This window comes from Streptomyces sp. NPDC051921 (assembly GCF_040680975.1).
Taxonomy (GTDB): Bacteria; Actinomycetota; Actinomycetes; order Streptomycetales; family Streptomycetaceae; genus Streptomyces.
This window is the reverse complement of sequence record NZ_JBFAXU010000001.1, coordinates 131151-147690: the sequence shown is the minus strand read 5'-3', so window position 1 is coordinate 147690 and position 16540 is coordinate 131151. Positions and strand designations below refer to the sequence as shown.

The 16540-nt window shown below is 73.6% G+C and carries 12 protein-coding genes; 7 read left to right on the top strand and 5 right to left on the bottom strand.

Annotation, left to right across the window (positions count from 1 at the left end):
- Positions 1–87: 87 nt before the first annotated feature.
- Together AB0M16_RS00705 and AB0M16_RS00700 are read right to left on the bottom strand one after the other, a co-directional pair.
- Positions 88–939: an alpha/beta hydrolase gene (locus tag AB0M16_RS00705; RefSeq protein WP_365337248.1), complete on the bottom strand. Its 852-nt coding sequence runs from the start codon at positions 937–939 to the stop codon at positions 88–90.
- Between the two features lie 473 nt (positions 940–1412).
- Positions 1413–2105: a metal-dependent transcriptional regulator gene (locus tag AB0M16_RS00700; RefSeq protein WP_046906584.1), complete on the bottom strand. Its 693-nt coding sequence runs from the start codon at positions 2103–2105 to the stop codon at positions 1413–1415.
- Between the two features lie 150 nt (positions 2106–2255).
- Between AB0M16_RS00700 and AB0M16_RS00695 the strand changes: the two genes are divergently transcribed.
- On the top strand, positions 2256–3011 hold the full coding sequence (locus AB0M16_RS00695; RefSeq protein WP_365337246.1) for an SIS domain-containing protein: 756 nt from the start codon (positions 2256–2258) through the stop codon (positions 3009–3011).
- Between the two features lie 194 nt (positions 3012–3205).
- Here AB0M16_RS00695 and AB0M16_RS00690 read toward each other — a convergent pair whose 3' ends face one another.
- From AB0M16_RS00690 to AB0M16_RS00680, 3 genes are all read right to left on the bottom strand, one after another.
- Positions 3206–6340, bottom strand: coding sequence for a hypothetical protein (locus tag AB0M16_RS00690; protein WP_365337244.1), 3135 nt, complete (start codon positions 6338–6340; stop codon positions 3206–3208).
- A 114-nt stretch (positions 6341–6454) separates the two neighbouring features.
- A complete protein-coding gene (locus AB0M16_RS00685; protein ID WP_365337242.1) occupies positions 6455–7804 on the bottom strand; it encodes a PAS domain-containing protein in 1350 nt (449 codons plus the stop codon).
- Positions 7805–7905: 101 nt separating this feature from the next.
- A complete protein-coding gene (locus tag AB0M16_RS00680; RefSeq protein WP_365337240.1) occupies positions 7906–9045 on the bottom strand; it encodes a helix-turn-helix transcriptional regulator in 1140 nt (379 codons plus the stop codon).
- 259 nt (positions 9046–9304) lie between these two features.
- On the opposite strand from AB0M16_RS00680, the gene AB0M16_RS00675 reads away from it, so the two are divergent.
- The 6 genes from AB0M16_RS00675 to AB0M16_RS00650 all read left to right on the top strand — a co-directional run bounded on the left by AB0M16_RS00675 (position 9305) and on the right by AB0M16_RS00650 (position 16510).
- Positions 9305–9967, top strand: a complete 663-nt coding sequence (locus tag AB0M16_RS00675; RefSeq protein ID WP_365337238.1) for an NAD(P)-binding domain-containing protein — start codon at positions 9305–9307, stop codon at positions 9965–9967.
- Positions 9968–10023: 56 nt separating this feature from the next.
- On the top strand, positions 10024–10887 hold the full coding sequence (locus AB0M16_RS00670) for an AfsR/SARP family transcriptional regulator (RefSeq protein ID WP_365337236.1): 864 nt from the start codon (positions 10024–10026) through the stop codon (positions 10885–10887).
- 143 nt (positions 10888–11030) lie between these two features.
- Positions 11031–12404 carry an FAD-binding oxidoreductase gene (locus AB0M16_RS00665; protein WP_365337234.1) on the top strand — a complete coding sequence of 458 codons (1374 nt, stop codon included), beginning with the start codon at positions 11031–11033 and terminating at the stop codon, positions 12402–12404.
- A 137-nt stretch (positions 12405–12541) separates the two neighbouring features.
- Positions 12542–13906: an MFS transporter gene (locus tag AB0M16_RS00660; RefSeq protein WP_365337232.1), complete on the top strand. Its 1365-nt coding sequence runs from the start codon at positions 12542–12544 to the stop codon at positions 13904–13906.
- 169 nt (positions 13907–14075) lie between these two features.
- Entirely contained in the window at positions 14076–15134 is a 1059-nt protein-coding gene (locus AB0M16_RS00655; RefSeq protein ID WP_365337230.1) for a phenazine biosynthesis protein, read from the top strand.
- The gene (locus AB0M16_RS00650; protein WP_365337228.1) at positions 15134–16510 is read left to right on the top strand and encodes an aldehyde dehydrogenase family protein; all 1377 of its coding nucleotides are present in this window, start codon (positions 15134–15136) and stop codon (positions 16508–16510) included. Before AB0M16_RS00655 ends, AB0M16_RS00650 begins: the two co-directional genes overlap by 1 nt.
- The last annotated feature ends 30 nt before the right edge of the window (positions 16511–16540 follow it).

Sequence of the window (16540 nt, the reverse complement as noted above, 5' to 3'; positions counted from 1 at the left end):
CCCGGCCGGATCGGCGCGGACGGACGCGCTCGGGTGCGGGCGGGGTCCCGCCGGGCCTCCGGGCGGTGGGGCCCGGCCCGGCGGGCGTCACGAGGTGAGGGCGCCGTTCAGGAACGGCTCCACCGCCTCCCACCAGGCGTCCGCGTGCTCGTAGTGGAGGAGGTGGCCCGCGTCCGGGATCTCCGCGTAGGCGCCGTGCGGGAGGACACGGACCATCTCCTGGGCCTCGGCTCGGCCCAGTTCGCCGTCGAGGCCGCGGACGACGAGGGTGGGGCAGCGCACCTGGGCGAGGGAGTCCCAGTGGGCGTCGTGGACCCAGGTCTCGCGGGAGGTCAGCATCTGGTCCGGGTCGAAGGCGGGCCGCCAGCCGTCCGGCCGCTCGGTCATCACCTCGGCGAAGAACGCACCGCGCGCCGGGCGGGGGCGCTCCACCCAGGGGTCGTCCTCGCCGAACCACTGGCGGACGGCGTCGAGCGAGGCGAAGGGGACGGGCCAGCGGCGGAACCAGTCCTGCCATTCCCGCTGGGAGGCGGCGCCGAGGGCGGAGGCCCGCATGTCGCAGATGACGAGGGCGCGGACGAGGTCGGGCCGCTCGGCGGCGAGCTGCCACGCGGTGAGCGCGCCCATGGAGTGTCCGACCAGGGTGACGGGGCCGAGGCCGAGCCCCTCGACCGCCGCGATCGCGTCGGCCACGTACGCCTCGCGCGTGAAGGGGCCGGTGGCGGGCTTCTCGCTGCGCCCGTGCCCCCGCTGGTCCAGGGCGACGGTGCGGTGGCACGGGGCGAGCCGGCGGGCGGCGGGCGCCCAGTGGGAGGCGCTGCCCATCAGACCGTGCAGCAGTAAGACGCCGGGCCCGGACTGCGGGGCGGTCTGTTCCGTGAAGTCCCAGGCCGCCAGGCGTACGCCGTCGGCTCCCGTGACGTCGAGTCGTCGCACCATGCTGCTCGGCACCCCCTCTTTCCATGGCCCCGTGGTTGACCCCGTGGAACTGCCTCGTGGAACTGCCTCGTGGAACTGCCTCGTGGAACTGCGCCAGACTATCGAACCCGTATTCGAAAATGCCCTTCTGCCACTCAACACCCCACGTTCGAGTGACAGCGCTCAAGGATTGACGGCTGCTGCCGAGGGGAGATCTTCAGCGGGAGGCGGACCGCTCGGGGAAAACGGTCCGAGGGGAATGACCCTGGGAGCTCGGGGCTCCGGGTCAGCACAGGGGAGGACGGACCCCGGCGCCGGGAGGCGCCGGGGTTCTCCGTATGAAGGGTGGCCCTCATCCCCCCAGCGTGGCACGGGAGGGGCCGCGGGCGTGGCGATTCCGCCGTAAAGCGGGCCGGGAGCCGAGTGGCGGACCCGGATCCGGGTCGATCGGCCGCCACCGGGCCGCCGTCCGTCCGCCGCTCGCCCGCCTCCCGCTACCGCTTGGCGACGAAGACGTGGGCCGCGACCTCGGCGTCGAGCTCGGCCGCCTCGCCGCTGCTGCCCACCAGGACGCCGCCCGGGGACTCGGTCACCGACACCACGGAGCCGGGCTGCACGCCCGCGCGGCGCAGCGTGTACATCAGCTGGGCGTCCGTCTGGATCGGCTCGCCGATCCGGCGGACGATCACGGTCTTGCCCTCGCCGCCGGCCTCCAGGTCGGCGAGCGAGACCATCGAGTCGTCCAGGAAGGACTCCGCCTCGGCCTTCTCGCCCAGCTCCTCCAGGCCCGGGATCGGGTTGCCGTACGGCGACTCCGTCGGGTGGCGCAGGAGCTCCAGGACGCGGCGCTCCACGGCCTCGCTCATCACGTGCTCCCAGCGGCAGGCCTCGGCGTGCACCTGCTCCCACTCCAGACCGATCACGTCCACGAGCAGGCACTCGGCGAGCCGGTGCTTGCGCATCACGCGGGTGGCCAGGCGGCGGCCCTCGTCCGTGAGCTCCAGGTGGCGGTCGCTCGCGACGGCCACCAGGCCGTCGCGCTCCATGCGGGCCACGGTCTGGCTCACGGTCGGACCGCTCTGGTCCAGCCGTTCGGCGATCCGGGCGCGCATGGGGACCACACCTTCCTCCTCCAGCTCAAGGATGGTGCGGAGATACATCTCCGTGGTGTCGATCAGTCCGGACATACGTGCCCCTCGATGAGTCGTGCGCTGGCCCTGCACCAATTCTTACGCATCGCACCGACAACCGGGGCGCGCCCGGGCGAGGTGGTATTGACAGAGCAATGGTCCAGACCGCACCGTGATCCGCGACCACGACGAGAAGGAGCCGCCGCCATGGGCGAGAGCAAGCTGGCCGGACAGTTCTTCGACGCCGCGATCGGCCTGCTCCAGAAGGTGCGGGACGAGGACGCGGACGAGATCGCGGCCGCCGGGACCGCCATCGCCGAGGCGGTCGCGAACGGCAACCGCCTGTTCGCTTTCGGCGCGGGTCACTCGTCGCTCGCGGCGCAGGACGTGGTCTACCGCGCGGGCGGTCTCGCCCTGATGAACCTCCTCGCGGTCCCCGGCGTGGTCGGCGTCGACGTGATGCCCGCGACCCTCGGCTCCGCCCTGGAGCGCGTGGACGGCCTGGCCGGCGCGGTCCTGGACTCCTCCCCCGCCAAGGCGGGCGACGTCCTGATCATCATCTCCCTGTCCGGGCGCAACGCCCTGCCCGTCGAGATGGCGATGAACGCGCGCGCCCTGGGGCTCACCGTGATCGGCGTGACCTCGGTGGCGTACGCGACGGAGACGAAGTCCCGGCACGCCTCGGGCACGTACCTGAAGGACCACTGCGACATCGTCCTCGACTCCAGGATCGCCGTCGGCGACGCGGAGCTCACCCACGAGGGCATCGAGGCCCCCTTCGCGCCCGCGTCGACGGTCGTGACCAGCGCCCTGATGCAGGCCACGATGGCGGCGGCGGCCGAGGACCTGGTCCGCCGCGGCATCGAGCCGCCGCTGCTGCGCTCGGGGAACGTGGACGGCGGACACGAGTGGAACGGCCGCGTGATGACGGAGTACGGCGACCGCATCTTCTTCCGCCACTGACGCACGCCCCGGACGCACACCCCTCACGCGACACCCCTCACGCGACACCACCGACGCGACACCACCGGCGGGACCGATCCGGCGGGACCGATCCGGCCAGGCAGACCGGAAACGAACGTGGGGGCCGCGGCGAGTTCTCGCCGCGGCCCCCACGTTCTCTGTCAGGTCTTAGGACACGTAGTAGCCGGCAGGTCTTAGGACACGTAGTAGCCGGCGACATCCGCCAGCAGGTCGACGGACCCCGCGTGGTTGTAGAAACTCGCCTTCCCGTTCACCACGGGCACGACGACCAGGTTCGGGATGGTGGTCCCGGCGGTGAAGTTGAGGTTCGAGGTGGGCGGGCGGGGCGCCCCGTCGGGGAAGACGGAGACGTACCCGTTGGCGGTCGGCGCCACGGCGGTCACGTTCATGACGACCGCGGTGACCCCGGAGGCCGGAATCCCGGACACGCCGGCGACCTGCAGGGTGACCGTCTTCCCCGGACCGACCTTCCCCTGGGCCACCCCCAGCCCGGCCATGGTGTTCATCAGCCGCGTCGGTGCGATCGGCGCGAAGGCCGAGCCCGTGCCGTCGGTGGTGAAGTAGCCCGCCACATCGGCGAGCAGGTCGACGGAGCCGCTGTGGTTGTAGAAGCTCACCTCCCCGTTCGCCGACACCGGCACCACGACCAGGTTCGGAATCGTCCGCCCCGCCGTGAAGTTGAGGTTCGACGTCGCCGGACGGTCGGACAGCGCCGGGAAGACCGAGACGAAACCGGCCGCCGTCGGCGCCACCGCCGTCACGTTCATGACGACCGCCGTGACACCGGTGGCCGGGATCCCGGAGGTGCCCGTCACCTTCAGGGTGACCGTCCGGCCGGCGCCGACCTTCCCCTGGGCCACGCCCAGACCGGCCATCGTGTTCATCACGCGTACCGGCCCCAGGGGCCGGTACGTGGCTCCCGAGCCGTCGTCGACGTAGTAGCCGGACACGTCGGCGAGCAGGTCCAGCGAACCGGCGTGGTTGTAGAAACTCACCTTGCCGTCGGCCGACACCGGCACCACGACCAGGTTGGGAATGGTCCGCCCCGCCGTGAAGTTCAGGTTCGAGGTCGCCGGACGCGCCGTCCCCGCCGGGAAGACCGACACGAAACCGGCCGCCGTCGGCGCCACCGCCGTCACGTTCATGACGACCGCCGACACCCCCGTCGCCGGGATCCCGGAAACGCCCGCCACCTGAAGGGTGACCGTCTCGCCGCCCCGCACCTTGCCCGACCGCACGCCCCAGCCCGCCATCGTGTTCATCAGACGGAGCGGGGCGATCGGACGGAAGGTACCGAGGCCGGAGGCCGCCGGCGTGACGGTGAACGTTCCGGCCGTGTAGGCCTGGCCGAGCGCGTGGACGCGCACCGACCAGTCGCCGGTGGCGACGGCGGTGCCCAGTGCCACCGTCACCGTCAGGGACGTGGCGTCGGGCGAGACCGCGACCCCCGTGGTCGACAGCGTCGTCCCGTCCTTGGTGAGCTTGACCGTGTCCTTCGTGCTCAGCGAGGTGCCGTGCACGGTGAGCGTCGCGAGCGAATTGCGCGGGGCGGACGACGGAGTGACCGACGAGGCGGACACCGGCACCCCGCCGCAGAGGGTCCGGGTGTCCGTGTTGCAGGCGACCTCGGCCCGGTACGCGACCTGGGACGCGTCCTCGGGCAGCCCGAGCACCAGGACGGTCGGGGCGGGCACCGGCGTCGCGGACCGCTCTCCGAGCACGCAGCGGTAGCCGAGTCGCTGATCGGTGCGGCACGTGTTGTTCAAGCCGGTGTCCCACAGCGAGGCGACCGCCGTGGTCGCCGTCCCCGCCGGGTCCCTGACCGACACCCCGAGGTCGTCGTCGGACACGGTGGCCAGGGCGGCGCAGACGGCCGTGTGCTCCTCGTCCAGGACCCCCGCGGCCGGCTTGTAGGGATCGCGGAGGCTCAGCACCTTCGCGCACTCGGGAGCCGGGCCCGCCGAGGTGGCGATGCGGACCGCGTCGAGACGGTAGGCGGCCTTCGGCCGGTAGACCGGGGCGGCGACGACGACCGCGTAGCGCGTGGAACCGGTGACGTTGCAGCCCGCCGAGCAGGAAGTCTGCCGACCGGCCTCGTCGATCGCGGTGGCTCCCGCCCCGTAGTCGCCCCGGAGGTTGAGGAACAGCACGTCGCCGGGGTCTTCCGTGGTCACCTGATGGCAGCTGACCGTGCCCGAGATGCCCAGGGGCCCGCCCTTCGACGGACCGCCCGCGGCGGTCGCGGGCTGCGCCGTGCAGCCCGGCGCCGCACCGGTCAGGTCACGGCGTACGGCCGAGAACCCGTCCTGCGGCACGGTGCGGACGAGCACGGTGTAGCCCGCGCCCGGTGCCAGCGCGCAGGTGGACTCGCAGACCCGCACGCCCTGTGCGTCCAGGACCGAGTGCTCGGCGAAGGAGTACCTCGTGGGATGGCCCTGGACCGAGCTCAGGGAGAGCCATTCGCCGTCGAGCGCCTCGGTCCGGACGAGCTCGGACCTCGGCCGGTCGTCGGCCGGAATCGTGAAGCAGTACGCGAAGACGTCCGCCCCGGCCGGGACCGATGCCTTGGGGCTCGACGTCGTGAAGTCACCGTCCGGGACGACCGGGCAGTCGTTGGGCACGTCCGTGCGGTAGAGAGCCAGCCGGTACGCGCCGATCGGCGCGTAGGCGGAGCCGGTGGAGACCAGCGCGCGGTGCGGGGCGGGGCCGGTCAGCTCGCAGGTGCGGGCGGCCAGACCGCCCGCCACGCAGATCTTCGCGCCCCTTCCGTCCACGACCTCCACGAGGTCGTCGGACCCACGCGGGGTGAGCGCCTCCACGTGAGCCCCCACGGGGAGCGACAGCGTCAGGCAGTCGACGGCCCCGGCCGCCTCGATCGCGCCCTGGAGGGCACCGGGTTCCGCCGCGACACAGCCCAGCTGCGAGGACCGGTCGAGGATCAGCGTCAGGTCGGCGGTGATCACGCGGTAGGTGCTGTCGGCCGTCAGCCGGCACTCGCCCTCGGCGGCGCACACGGCCGCGCCCGTCGCGTCGTACACCGTGAGCCGGGTACGCGCCGCGCCCGCTACGCCGAACACGTCGTACGGGCCCGTGGTGGGCGTGGTGAACTCCTTGCAGTTCCCGGCCGACTCCGCGGCCGTCGGCGCGGAGCCGTAGGCGTTCACGGGCACGGTCACGCAGTCCGTGAAGTCCGGAGCGTCCGCCGCCCGGGCCGCGCCCGCCGGTCCGATCGGCAGGATCGGGAGCAGCAGCGACAGCACGAGCGTGAGCGTGGCGAGCAGAGCGGTGTACGGCGCGGATCGCGGCACCGTACCTGACGGTTGTGGCATGTCCCGGTCCCCCCAGGAGGTACGTCGTCGCGATCGTCGTCGCGGAGTTCCGCCGCATGATCGCACAGAGGACCGACACCGCTCGCGGCGGATTCAGTCCCGCGCCACGCCCAGCGCGTCGCCCAGGTCCAGCGCCGCCGCCACCCGGGACGCCACCGTCTCCGCGTAGACCGCGTCCTCGCGTTCGAAGGCCGGGCGGGACGGGGTGCGGAGGAAGGTGGCGATGCCGAGGGTGCGGGCGCGGGTGCGGAGGGGGAGGCAGAGGGCGTGCGCCGTGTCGGGGGGCCAGAGGCGGTCGGTGGACCAGCGGGGGCTGCCGGGCGTGGCGCTGGCGCGGGTGGGGCCCTGGCGGCCGAGGGCCTGGAGGGCGGGGTGGGTCGTGGGGTAGCGGAGCGGGATGCCGCCGCTGGCGACGGGGGCGACCGGGCCGGGAGCGCCGGTGGGGCTCGCGAGGGTGCGGACCAGGCGGCCCTCGGGGGTGGCGCGGTCGACGAGGACGTGGTCGGCGAAGCCGGCCAGGGCGAAGTCGAGGAGGACGGCGGCGGCCCGGACCGGGTCCTCGCACTCCGCGGCGGCGGCGCTCGCACGGTGCAGCTGGCTCCAGCGGAACCGCAGCCGGTCGGCGTCCTGTTCGGCGAGGCGGGTCTCGGTGACGTCCTGGAAGAGCCAGCCGACACCGAGCGGCACGGGCTCGGGCTCCTCGGCCAGCGGGGAGGCGAGGCGGACGAAGCCGCAGCGCCAGCACCGGCGGCGTTCGCCCCGGGCGCCGCGCAGGGTCACCCAGACGTCGGCCGGCTCGGGCGGGGCGCCGGAGGCCAGGACGTGGTGGAGGGCGCTCTCCAGCTCCTCGACGCCCTGGGTCACGAGTTCGCCGAGCGGGCGGCCGAGGAGCGAGCCGCGGGCGGTGCCGAGGGCGCGGGCCGCGTAGCCGTTGACGACGGCGGGCCGCAGGTCGACGTCGACGAGCACGACGCCCCAGGCGGCGTCCGTGAACAGGGCCTCGCTCAGGGCGAGGGAGCGTTCCAGGTCGATCTGGGTGTGGACCTCGCTGAACGCGCAGTAGACGCCCGCCGGTCGGCCGTCGGCCGCGCGTACGCCGGCGGTCTGCGTGCGGACCAGGACCCGGCCGCCGTCCTTGCGCAGCATCGCGAACTCGTGGACCTGGCGGCCCGGCGCGGTCATCGCGCGCAGCAGCCGGGCCAGGACCTCCGCGGCGTCGGCGCTGCGGGCCGCCCAGCCGTCGAAGCCGTGCCGGCCGACGGCCTCGCCGGCGGTCCAGCCGAGGATCCGTTCGGCCTCGCGGTTCCAGTGGGTGACGGTCCCGGACGCGTCGAGCGCGCACAGCGCCGCGTCCATCCCGTCCAGCAGGGCGGCGAGGAGGTCCGCTCCCGGCACCCCGGGAACCCTCGCCGTATCAGCCGTGTCACTCGCAGAGCCACTCATCCGGGCACCCCCCGGCCTCATTCAACTGGAACGTGACCCAGGACACATCCCTTTCGGGGAAACCGAGGGAAAACGGGGACCAACTCCCCTGCGGACGGCGCTCATTCGCCGTGGACGCGGACGATCCCCTTCTCCGCGAACGGCGCGTAGTACTCGGTGAAGAGCTTGCCGACGAGCTCGCCGCGGCTGGAGACGCCGACCTTCTCGAAGACGCCCTTGATGTAGTCGCGGACGGTGTGCGGGGAGAGGTGCAGCTGTTCGGCGATCTTCCCGGTGGGCAGCCCGCGCGCGATGCACTGGGTCACCTCGGTCTCCCGCTCGGTCAGTTCGAAGGCGTCCACGATCAGCGGCACGATCTCGGAGGTCTTGGCCGGCTCGATCACCACCGCCGAGGCACCGAGGCGTCCGTCCGCCTCGCGCAGGCAGGAGGCGTGGCAGACGAGCCAGTGCCCGGTGCGGGTGCGCACCCGCACCCGGGCGTGACCGCGGTCGCGGTCCTGGGAGATGGCGCGGGCCTTGAGCGCGGTGGCCTGGACCCAGGCGGGCACGCGGAGTCCGGCAGCGGCGATGGCGGGGCCTTCGGGGAGGTCCGCGAGATGGGCGCGGGCGTCGTCGTTGGCCGAGAGGAGGGCGCCGGAGGCGTCGAAGAGGAGCAGGCCGGGGCCGTGCGGGGAGTCCGGCAGCGGCTGCGGGGCCGTGCCGGCGAAGGAGCGCAGCCGGCGGGCGAGCGGGGTGACCAGGCTCTCGACCAGCCGGGTCTCGGCGGGTCCGAAGGCGGGCCGGCCGTGGGCGCGGAAGAGGCTGATGTGGCCGTGCGGGCGCCCGCCGACGCGCAGCACGGCCCGTAACTCGTCCTGCAGGCCCCGGGGTTTCATGAAGGAGTGGTAGAGGCTGCTGCGGGCCGGCAGGTCGCCGGTGGCCTCGCGCAGGCCCGCCACCGGCACCTTCGCCTGAGCGAGGTCGCGGAACAGGTTGACGTTCTCGGTGAAGAGCTCGGTCTCCCAGTAGACGGCGCAGCCGTGCTCGTCGAGGTTCTCGGCGCGGATGGGCGCGGCCATCATGCCGGTCTCCGGGTCCGTGACGCGCCAGACGGCGGCGTCGTACGGAACGAGCCGGCGGACGTGGTGGGACGCCTCGGCGAACATACCGAGGGCGTCGTCGCTCTTTGCGGCCCGCGCGAGCAGCTCGGCGCGACCGATCTCGATTCGGGAAGCACGCGAAACGCGTCCGGCACTGGTCACCCCTTGATCCTGACAGGATGCGGGCCGGGCGCCAACCCCTCACTTGAGGGGGGTGAATCGGTGGTGAGGTGACCACGGGATTAAGCCGTCGCGAGAGCGCCCATTTGAAGGGTGAACGGGCTCTCCGGCAACCCCCCGAAAGGGGGGATGAAACGGAGCGGCCCCTGCGGGAGAATTCCCCCGCACGCATTTCGGCAGGGCTCCGACGGGACTCCACGAAGCTCTTTCGGACAGCGACTTCTCGGCAGGCGGTGGGCGTATGAGAGTGGGCATCATCGGCGCGGGCGGGATGGGCAGGGCCATGGCCCGCCGTGCGGCACTGGCCGGATCGGCCGTGCGGCTCGCCGACCGCAGCGTCGGCCGGGCGCACCGGGTGGCCCGCGAGGCGATGGCCGGAACCACGGGGGTCGTCGAGGCCGCGACCGTCCGGGCCGCGCTGCGTCCGGGGCTGGTGATCCTCGCCGTGGACCGGGCCGAGTCCCTGGAATTCCTGCGCTCCCACCGCCGACTCCTGGCGGGGAAGGTGCTCGTGGAGGTGACCGCCCCACGGACCGAGGCGTACGGGACGGGCGGGTGCGCGACCGGGGGGTACGGCGCCGAGCCGTACGGCACCGAGATGGGCGACCTGACGGCGGCGGTGCCCGGCGCCTCCTGGGTACGGGCCTGCGCCGCCGGTGACGCGGAGTCGATCTACCGTGGCCTGATCGACGGGCATCCCGTCGACATATTCGTCGCCGCCGACGACGAATCGGCCAAGATCCGGGTGATCGAGCTGGCCAATCGATCGGGTCTGCGGGCCCTCGACGTCGGAACGCTCGACCGCGCCCGGGTTCTCGACGAATTGACATCTTTGGGTAGGGAAATCAGCCATAGGCTGGCTGCGCCGGAAGGCTGGGGAATAAAGTTGCTGCCCAGCTGGTGAGCGGCCGTCAGACCAACGGCCAATTCCACCGGCAATCCGATCTTGGGGGAAGATCCATGACCAGAGAACCGGCGACTTTTCTCGCCTTGGGAGCCCTTGTCGTGCACGGTGCGGACGGCGAGGTGAAGCTCAGCGGAAACCGGCAGCGCATATTGCTGACGATGTTGCTGCTCGAGGGCAACCGGGTGGTCGGCGTCGACCGCCTCATCCGGGCCATCTGGGGCGACGCGCCGCCCGCCACCGCCCGCAGCCAGATCCGCATCTGCGTCTCCTCGCTGCGCCGTCAGTTCGCGTCCGGCGACGTCGCCGCGACCATCGAGACCCACAAGACCGGCTACCGGCTGCGGACCCCGGAGTCCGGCATCGACCTGCACCGCTTCGGGCAGCTGATATCCCGGGCCAGAGGCGAGGCGGCCGACCGCCCCGACCTCGAACTGGCGTTGCTCTACCGAGAGGCCCTCGCCCTGTGGCGGGGGCCTCTCGGCGAAGGGCTCGGCAGCCCGCTCCTGGACACGGTGGCGCTCAAGTACCACGAGGACTACCACTCCGCCCTGGAGGACTGCTACGAGCTGGAGCTGCGGCTCGGCTACCACCGCCGGGTCCTCGGCGAGCTCACCCACCACGTCTCCGAGCACCCGTTCCGCGAGACGCTCATCGCCCAGCTGATGATCGCCCTCTACCGCTCCGGCCGGACGGCGGACGCCCTCGCGCTGTTCCGCGACACCCACCGCCGCTTCCGCGACGAGCTCGGCATCGTGCCGGGCGAACGGCTCCAGTCGATCGAGAGCCTGATCCTCGGCGCCACCGACAAGACGACCACCGACCGCGGCGGGCTTCTCGACGCCCCCGCCCAGCACCCCTGCCCGGACGAGGCCCTCCTCTTCGGGCAGCCGGCCGCCGCCGGCCGCATCCGCCACTGACCGGCTTCCCCCCTCAGCTGAGGGGGGCGGCCGGCGCGAAGTCCCTCCTCCGCAGGGGATGGGGCGCCCCGCGCGCCACGGAAAGACTCGGGGCGCATCCAGGCACGGCACTCAAGGGCCGTACGCAGAGAGAGGGGCCGTCCATGGCTCGCCAGCCTCAGTACTCCGTCATCCCGGACAGCGCGGTGGACCGGCTCGTCTCCGAGGTGAAGGGCGAGGTCTTCCTCCCGGACGACCCGGGGTACGAGGCCGAGCTCGACGGCTTCAACCGGATCGACCGGCACCACCCGGCGATCGTGGTGGGCGCGGTCGCCGCCGAGGACGTCGTCGCCGCGGTCCGCGTCGCCACCGAACTCGGGCTGCCCGTCGGCGTACAGGCCACCGGCCACGGCATCGCCGCCCCCGCCGAGGACGCCCTGCTGATCACCACCCACCGGATGAACGCCGTCGCCGTCGACCCCGTCGCCCGGATCGCCCGCGTCGAGGCCGGCGCCCAGTGGCACCAGGTCATCGCGACCGCCGCGTACCACGGCCTCGCACCCCTCAACGGCTCCTCGCACCTGGTCGGCGTCGTCGGCTACACCCTCGGCGGCGGTCTCGGTCCGCTCGGCCGGCTGTACGGCTACGCGGCCGACCACGTCACCCGCGTGCACCTGGTCACCGCCGACGGCCGGCACCGCACGGTCACCCCCGAGGCCGACGGTGACCTGTTCTGGGCGCTGCGCGGCGGCAAGGGCAACTTCGGCATCGTCACCGCCCTGGAGTTCCGTCTGGTCCCCGTCGCCCGGCTCTACGGCGGCGGCCTCTACTTCCCCGGCACCGAGGCCGCGGCCGTGCTCGACGCCTGGCGGGGCTGGACGCGGACCGTGCCCGAGGCCCTGACCTCCTCCGTGGCCCTGCTCCGGCTGCCCGGTCTGCACCAGGTGCCCGACCACCCGGCCGGCGAACTCGCCGCCCACGTCCGGATCGCGTTCACCGGCAGCCGGGAGGACGGCGAGGAGCTGCTGCGCCCGCTGCGGGAGGCCGGCACGCTGCTCGCCGACACCGTCGCCGAGATGCCGTACGGCGACGTCGCCGAGATCCACCAGGACCCGACCGAGCCGCTGCCGTACCACGAACGCAACACCGTGCTGCGGGAGTTCGACGAGGACGCCCTGGCCGCCCTGCTCACCGCGGCCGGCCCGGACAGCACCTGCACCGACCCGATGGTGGAGCTCCGGCACCTCGGCGGGGCGCTGTCCCGGCCGCCGGCCGTGGCCAACGCGGTGGGCCGCGACGGGGCGTACACCCTGTCCACGCTCTCCCTGCCCGGCTCCCCGGACGTCGTGCTCCGGCCGCTGTCCGCCTGGTCCACCGGGCGCCGCTACCTCAACTTCCTCGCCGGGGCCGACACCGCCGGCTCCGCCCCCGACTGCTTCGACCGGGCGACCTTCGCCCGGCTGCTCCAGGTCAAGAAGCACTACGACCCGCACAACACGTTCCGGCTCGGGCACGCGCTGCTCCCCGACGCCTCCTGAGCCGCTCCACCGGCCGGGCCGGGCCCGTACCCCCGGACGGGCCCGGCCCGGCCCCCTTCCCGACACCTCGGCGCGCAGCCGAAGCCTTCCCCCGCCCACCGACCCACGCCCCCGCTCGTCTCCGTAGGAGGAGACCCATGACCACCGACCAGGCCGTGTCCACCACTTCCGGGCAGCCGGCCGCCGTCCTCAGCGCCCGGTCCGCCGGGCTCCGCTACGGCGCCCTGTTCGGGCCCGCCGTCTTCGGCGTCACCGCCGCGGGCGTCGCCCTGCCCGACGTCGCCAAGGCCCTGCACGCCACCCCGGCCACCGCCGCCTGGGTGCTCACCGCCCACGCGCTCGCGCTCGGCGTCGGCACCGCCCTCTTCGGCCGGCTCGCCGACTCCAGGGGCGTGCGCACCTCGCTGCTCGTCGGCTCCGTCGTGCTCGCCGTCGGCACCGTGATCTGCCTGCTGGCCCCGAACATCGGCGTCCTCGTCGGCGGCCGCTTCGTGCTCGCCGCCGGCTCCGGCGCCATGACCTCGGGCGCCCTCGCGCTCTCCGCGGGAGCGCCGCCGGCCGACCGGCCCAAGGTCCTGGGCGGGTTCGGCGCCACGATGGCCGTCTTCTCCGCCAGCGCCACCCTCGCCGGCGGCGTGTTCACCCAGTGGGTGACCTGGCGCATCGCCCTCGTGCTGCCCGCCCTGTCGCTGCTCGCGGTGCCGCTGTGCCTGCGCGCCGCCTCGGTCCGGGCCGGCAGCGGGCGCAAGCTCGACCTGCCGGGCGCGGCGCTGCTGACCGTCGCCGCCATGTCCTTCCTGCTGCTCATCCAGTCGTACTCGCTCGGTCTGTCCACCTCGGTGGTGATCGCCCTCGCCGTCGCGCTCGTGGTGTCCCTGGGAGGCCTGATCCAGCGGGTGCGGACCACCGAGGGCTCGTTCGTGCCGCGCCGCCTGGTGGCGGACAGCGTGTTCCTGCGCGCCTCGATCACCGGCGTCGGCGCCTATGCGGGCCTGTTCGCCGCCATGTACCTGGTGCCGCAGATCCTCGTCGGCGGGCACGGCTGGAGCGTCCTGGCCGTCGGCTCGTGGCTGCTGCCCGGCGCGGCCGTCGGCGCCGTGCTGTCCCGCTTCGCCGGCAAGTTCGCCGGCGGGCAGGCCGGTGCCGTGATGCTCGGCCTGATCGCCCTCACGATGGCCGTGGTGCTCGCCCTGACGGCCGCCACGACCAACCCGACGCCGCTGCTGGTCGGTGCCTCGCTCGGCTTCGCCGGCTTCGCCGTCACCCAGGTCATCACCACCGCCCTGATGTCGGCGCACGTCGAGCCGGCCCTGCGCGGCGGTGCGATGGGCCTGCTGAACCTGACCTTCTTCGTGGGCGGCGGCGTCGGCAGCGCCACCGCCGGCGCGCTCGTCAAGTCGATGGACCTGACCACCGTGCTCGCCGTCGTCGCGGTCTTCCCGCTGATCGCCGCGGCCGCCGCGCTCACCCTGCGCGCAGGCGGCGGCGCGGCGAAGGCCTGACGCCCCGGACCGGCCGCGAGGCCCGCCCGAAGCCGTACCCGAGCCGTACCCGGTGCCTGGCCCCGCGCGGGGCCAGGCACCGAAACAACACCAATACAGCCGCGATAGGCGCCGACCGAAGGATGGGCACGTCGGCGCCTCTTCGCGTTGAAGGAGACCAGTACTCGTCATGACCGACTCCCCGACCACGGAATTCGACCTGCACATACGGAAGCTGATGGCCTGGCACTTCGGTGCGGACACCGGCTCCCCGTTCTGGCTCGCCAAGCGCGACAGCCTCGGCTTCGACCCGCTCACCGACGTCGGCGGCCTCGCCGACCTCACGCGCTTCCCCGACGTCAGCGCCGAGCTGCGCACCGTGCCCGTCGGCGACCTCGTTCCGCGCGGCGTCTCCGACCGCGTCTTCCGCGTGTACGACTCCGGCGGCACGACGGGCTCCCCGAAGCGGATCGTCGACAGCGCCGCGCGCGCCGAACTCCTCGTCTGGGCGCGGCAGCGGCTCATCGAGAGCGGCGTGCCCGCCGAGGGCGACTGGCTGCACCTGGGCCCGAGCGGGCCGCACGTCATCGGCTACGACGTCTCCCGCTACGCGGCCCTGTCCGGCGCCCTCTTCCACACCGTCGACCTCGACCCGCGCTGGGTGAAGCGACTGCTCGCCGACGGCCGCGAGGACGAGGCGGACCGCTACGTCCAGCACCTGCTCGACCAGGCCGAGACCATCCTCACCAGCCAGAAGGTGGCCGTCCTCAGCTCCACCCCGCCGCTCCTGGAGGCCATCTGCGCCCGCCCCGGGCTCTACGAGCTGGTGCGGAGCAACGTGCGGGCGGTCATCTGGGCCGGCACCTCCATCAGCGCCGAGAGCCTGCGCATGCTGGACCAGGAGTTCTTCCCCGACGCGGCCGTCGTCGGCGTCTACGGCAACAGCCTGATGGGCGTCGCCCCGCAGCGGCCGGCCGCGCCCGGCGACAGCCACCCGTGCGTCTTCGAGCCGTACCCGGCCACGACCCGCCTCGAACTCGTCGACGCCGAGGGCCGGCCCGTGGCGTACGGGGAGCGCGGCCGGGTCCGGCTGCACCTGGTCGCCGAGGAGATGTTCCTGCCCAACGTCCTGGAGCGGGACAGCGCGGTCCGCGTCGCCCCGCGCCCGGGCTCCCCCGTGGACGGCCTCGCCGACGTCCAGACCTACCGCGCCGTCGACGACGTGCGCGTCATCGAGGGGGTCTACTGATGACGGACACCCGGCTGATCGGTGTCGATCCGCTCGTCTGCGGCCGCCCCGTCACCAGCTCCGACCGCGGCCGGCTGCCCGACGTGCGCGGCGGCGACCTCGCCGACGTCGGCTCCGCGCCACGGCTCATGGCGCTCGCCGCGTTGCGCGAGCTGCGTGCCCACGCCGACGGCGTCCCGGTCGCCCAGGAGGTCTTCGACCGGGCGGCCGGGCTCTTCGAGGAGGCCGTCCTGGAGGGCGAGTCACCCGAGGAGTACGCCGACCGCGTCTCGTACGCCACCGGGCTCACGGCCGCCGCCGTCGCGCAGTCCGTCCGCGACCTCGTCGACGAGCTGCGCGAGCTGTCCGAGACGACCGCCGCCGAACTGCCCGGCACGGGCTTCGGCGCCGGCTTCGCGACCCGCTGGGTGCCGCGCGGCCGGGTCTTCGCCGCCGTCATGGCCAGCAACCACCCGACGCCCAACGTCACCTGGGCGCAGGCCCTCTTCCACGGCTACAGCGTCGCCGTGAAGCCGGGCAGCCGTGACCCGTTCACCCCGCTGCGCCTCACCCGGGCGCTGCTCGCCGCCGGGCTGCCGCCGCGGAAGCTGGCGTTCCTGCCGGCCTCGCACCAGACCGGCGAGTTCCTTCTCAAGGAGGCCGACCGCGGCATCGTCTACGGCGGAGACAGCGCCGTACGCCGCTGGCAGGGCGACGAGACGGTCGCCGTGCGCGGCCCTGGCCGTACGAAGGCGCTGCTGGACGCCGAGGCCGACGAGCCGACCGTCGCGCACCTGGCGCTGTCCGCCTCCTTCGACGGCGGCACCCGCTGCACCAACCTCTCGGCGGTCCTGACCAGCCGCCCGGTGCGGGAGGTCGCCGACGCGCTGGCCCGGCGACTGGCCGCGCTGCCGAGCGTGCCCGTCACCGCCGCCGGCGCCACCCTCCTGGTCGCCGACCGGGAGCGGGCGGCGCGGATCCGCCGCCAGGTGGACGAGCTGCGGGCGACGCCCGGGGTGACCGACCACAGCGCCGGCCACGACCCGGCGGGCGCGGACACCGTCGTCGAACTCGGCGACGGCTCACACCTGTTGCGGCCGCTCGTGCTGTCGGTCGACCGGGTGGACCACCCGGCCGTCGGCACCGAGCTGCCGTTCCCGTTCGTGGTCGTGGCGCCGTGGACACCCGCCGACGGGGTCGCGCCGCTGCGCGCGTCGCTGGCCCTCAACCTGCTCACCGAGGACGAGGCGCTGGTCGACGCGGCCGTGCGCGAGCCGAGCGTCCGCAAGGTCACGCGCGGCGCGGTCCTGCCATGGACGGCGGTGCCGGGCATCCCGCACGACGACAACTACACGCAGTTCCTGCTGGAGCCCAAGGGCGTCGTGGCCGCGGCCTGACGCGGTCACCCACCCAGTCACCCACCCGAA

What these genes read in the sequence shown, in the direction of transcription:
- AB0M16_RS00705 (WP_365337248.1), bottom strand. Translation starts at nt 939, where the DNA reads ATGGTGCGACGACTCGACGTCACGGGAGCCGACGGCGTACGCCTGGCG.
- AB0M16_RS00700 (WP_046906584.1), bottom strand. Translation starts at nt 2,105, where the DNA reads ATGTCCGGACTGATCGACACCACGGAGATGTATCTCCGCACCATCCTT.
- AB0M16_RS00695 (WP_365337246.1), top strand. Translation starts at nt 2,256, where the DNA reads ATGGGCGAGAGCAAGCTGGCCGGACAGTTCTTCGACGCCGCGATCGGC.
- AB0M16_RS00685 (WP_365337242.1), bottom strand. Translation starts at nt 7,804, where the DNA reads ATGAGTGGCTCTGCGAGTGACACGGCTGATACGGCGAGGGTTCCCGGG.
- AB0M16_RS00675 (WP_365337238.1), top strand. Translation starts at nt 9,305, where the DNA reads ATGAGAGTGGGCATCATCGGCGCGGGCGGGATGGGCAGGGCCATGGCC.
- AB0M16_RS00670 (WP_365337236.1), top strand. Translation starts at nt 10,024, where the DNA reads ATGACCAGAGAACCGGCGACTTTTCTCGCCTTGGGAGCCCTTGTCGTG.
- AB0M16_RS00665 (WP_365337234.1), top strand. Translation starts at nt 11,031, where the DNA reads ATGGCTCGCCAGCCTCAGTACTCCGTCATCCCGGACAGCGCGGTGGAC.
- AB0M16_RS00660 (WP_365337232.1), top strand. Translation starts at nt 12,542, where the DNA reads ATGACCACCGACCAGGCCGTGTCCACCACTTCCGGGCAGCCGGCCGCC.
- AB0M16_RS00655 (WP_365337230.1), top strand. Translation starts at nt 14,076, where the DNA reads ATGACCGACTCCCCGACCACGGAATTCGACCTGCACATACGGAAGCTG.
- AB0M16_RS00650 (WP_365337228.1), top strand. Translation starts at nt 15,134, where the DNA reads ATGACGGACACCCGGCTGATCGGTGTCGATCCGCTCGTCTGCGGCCGC.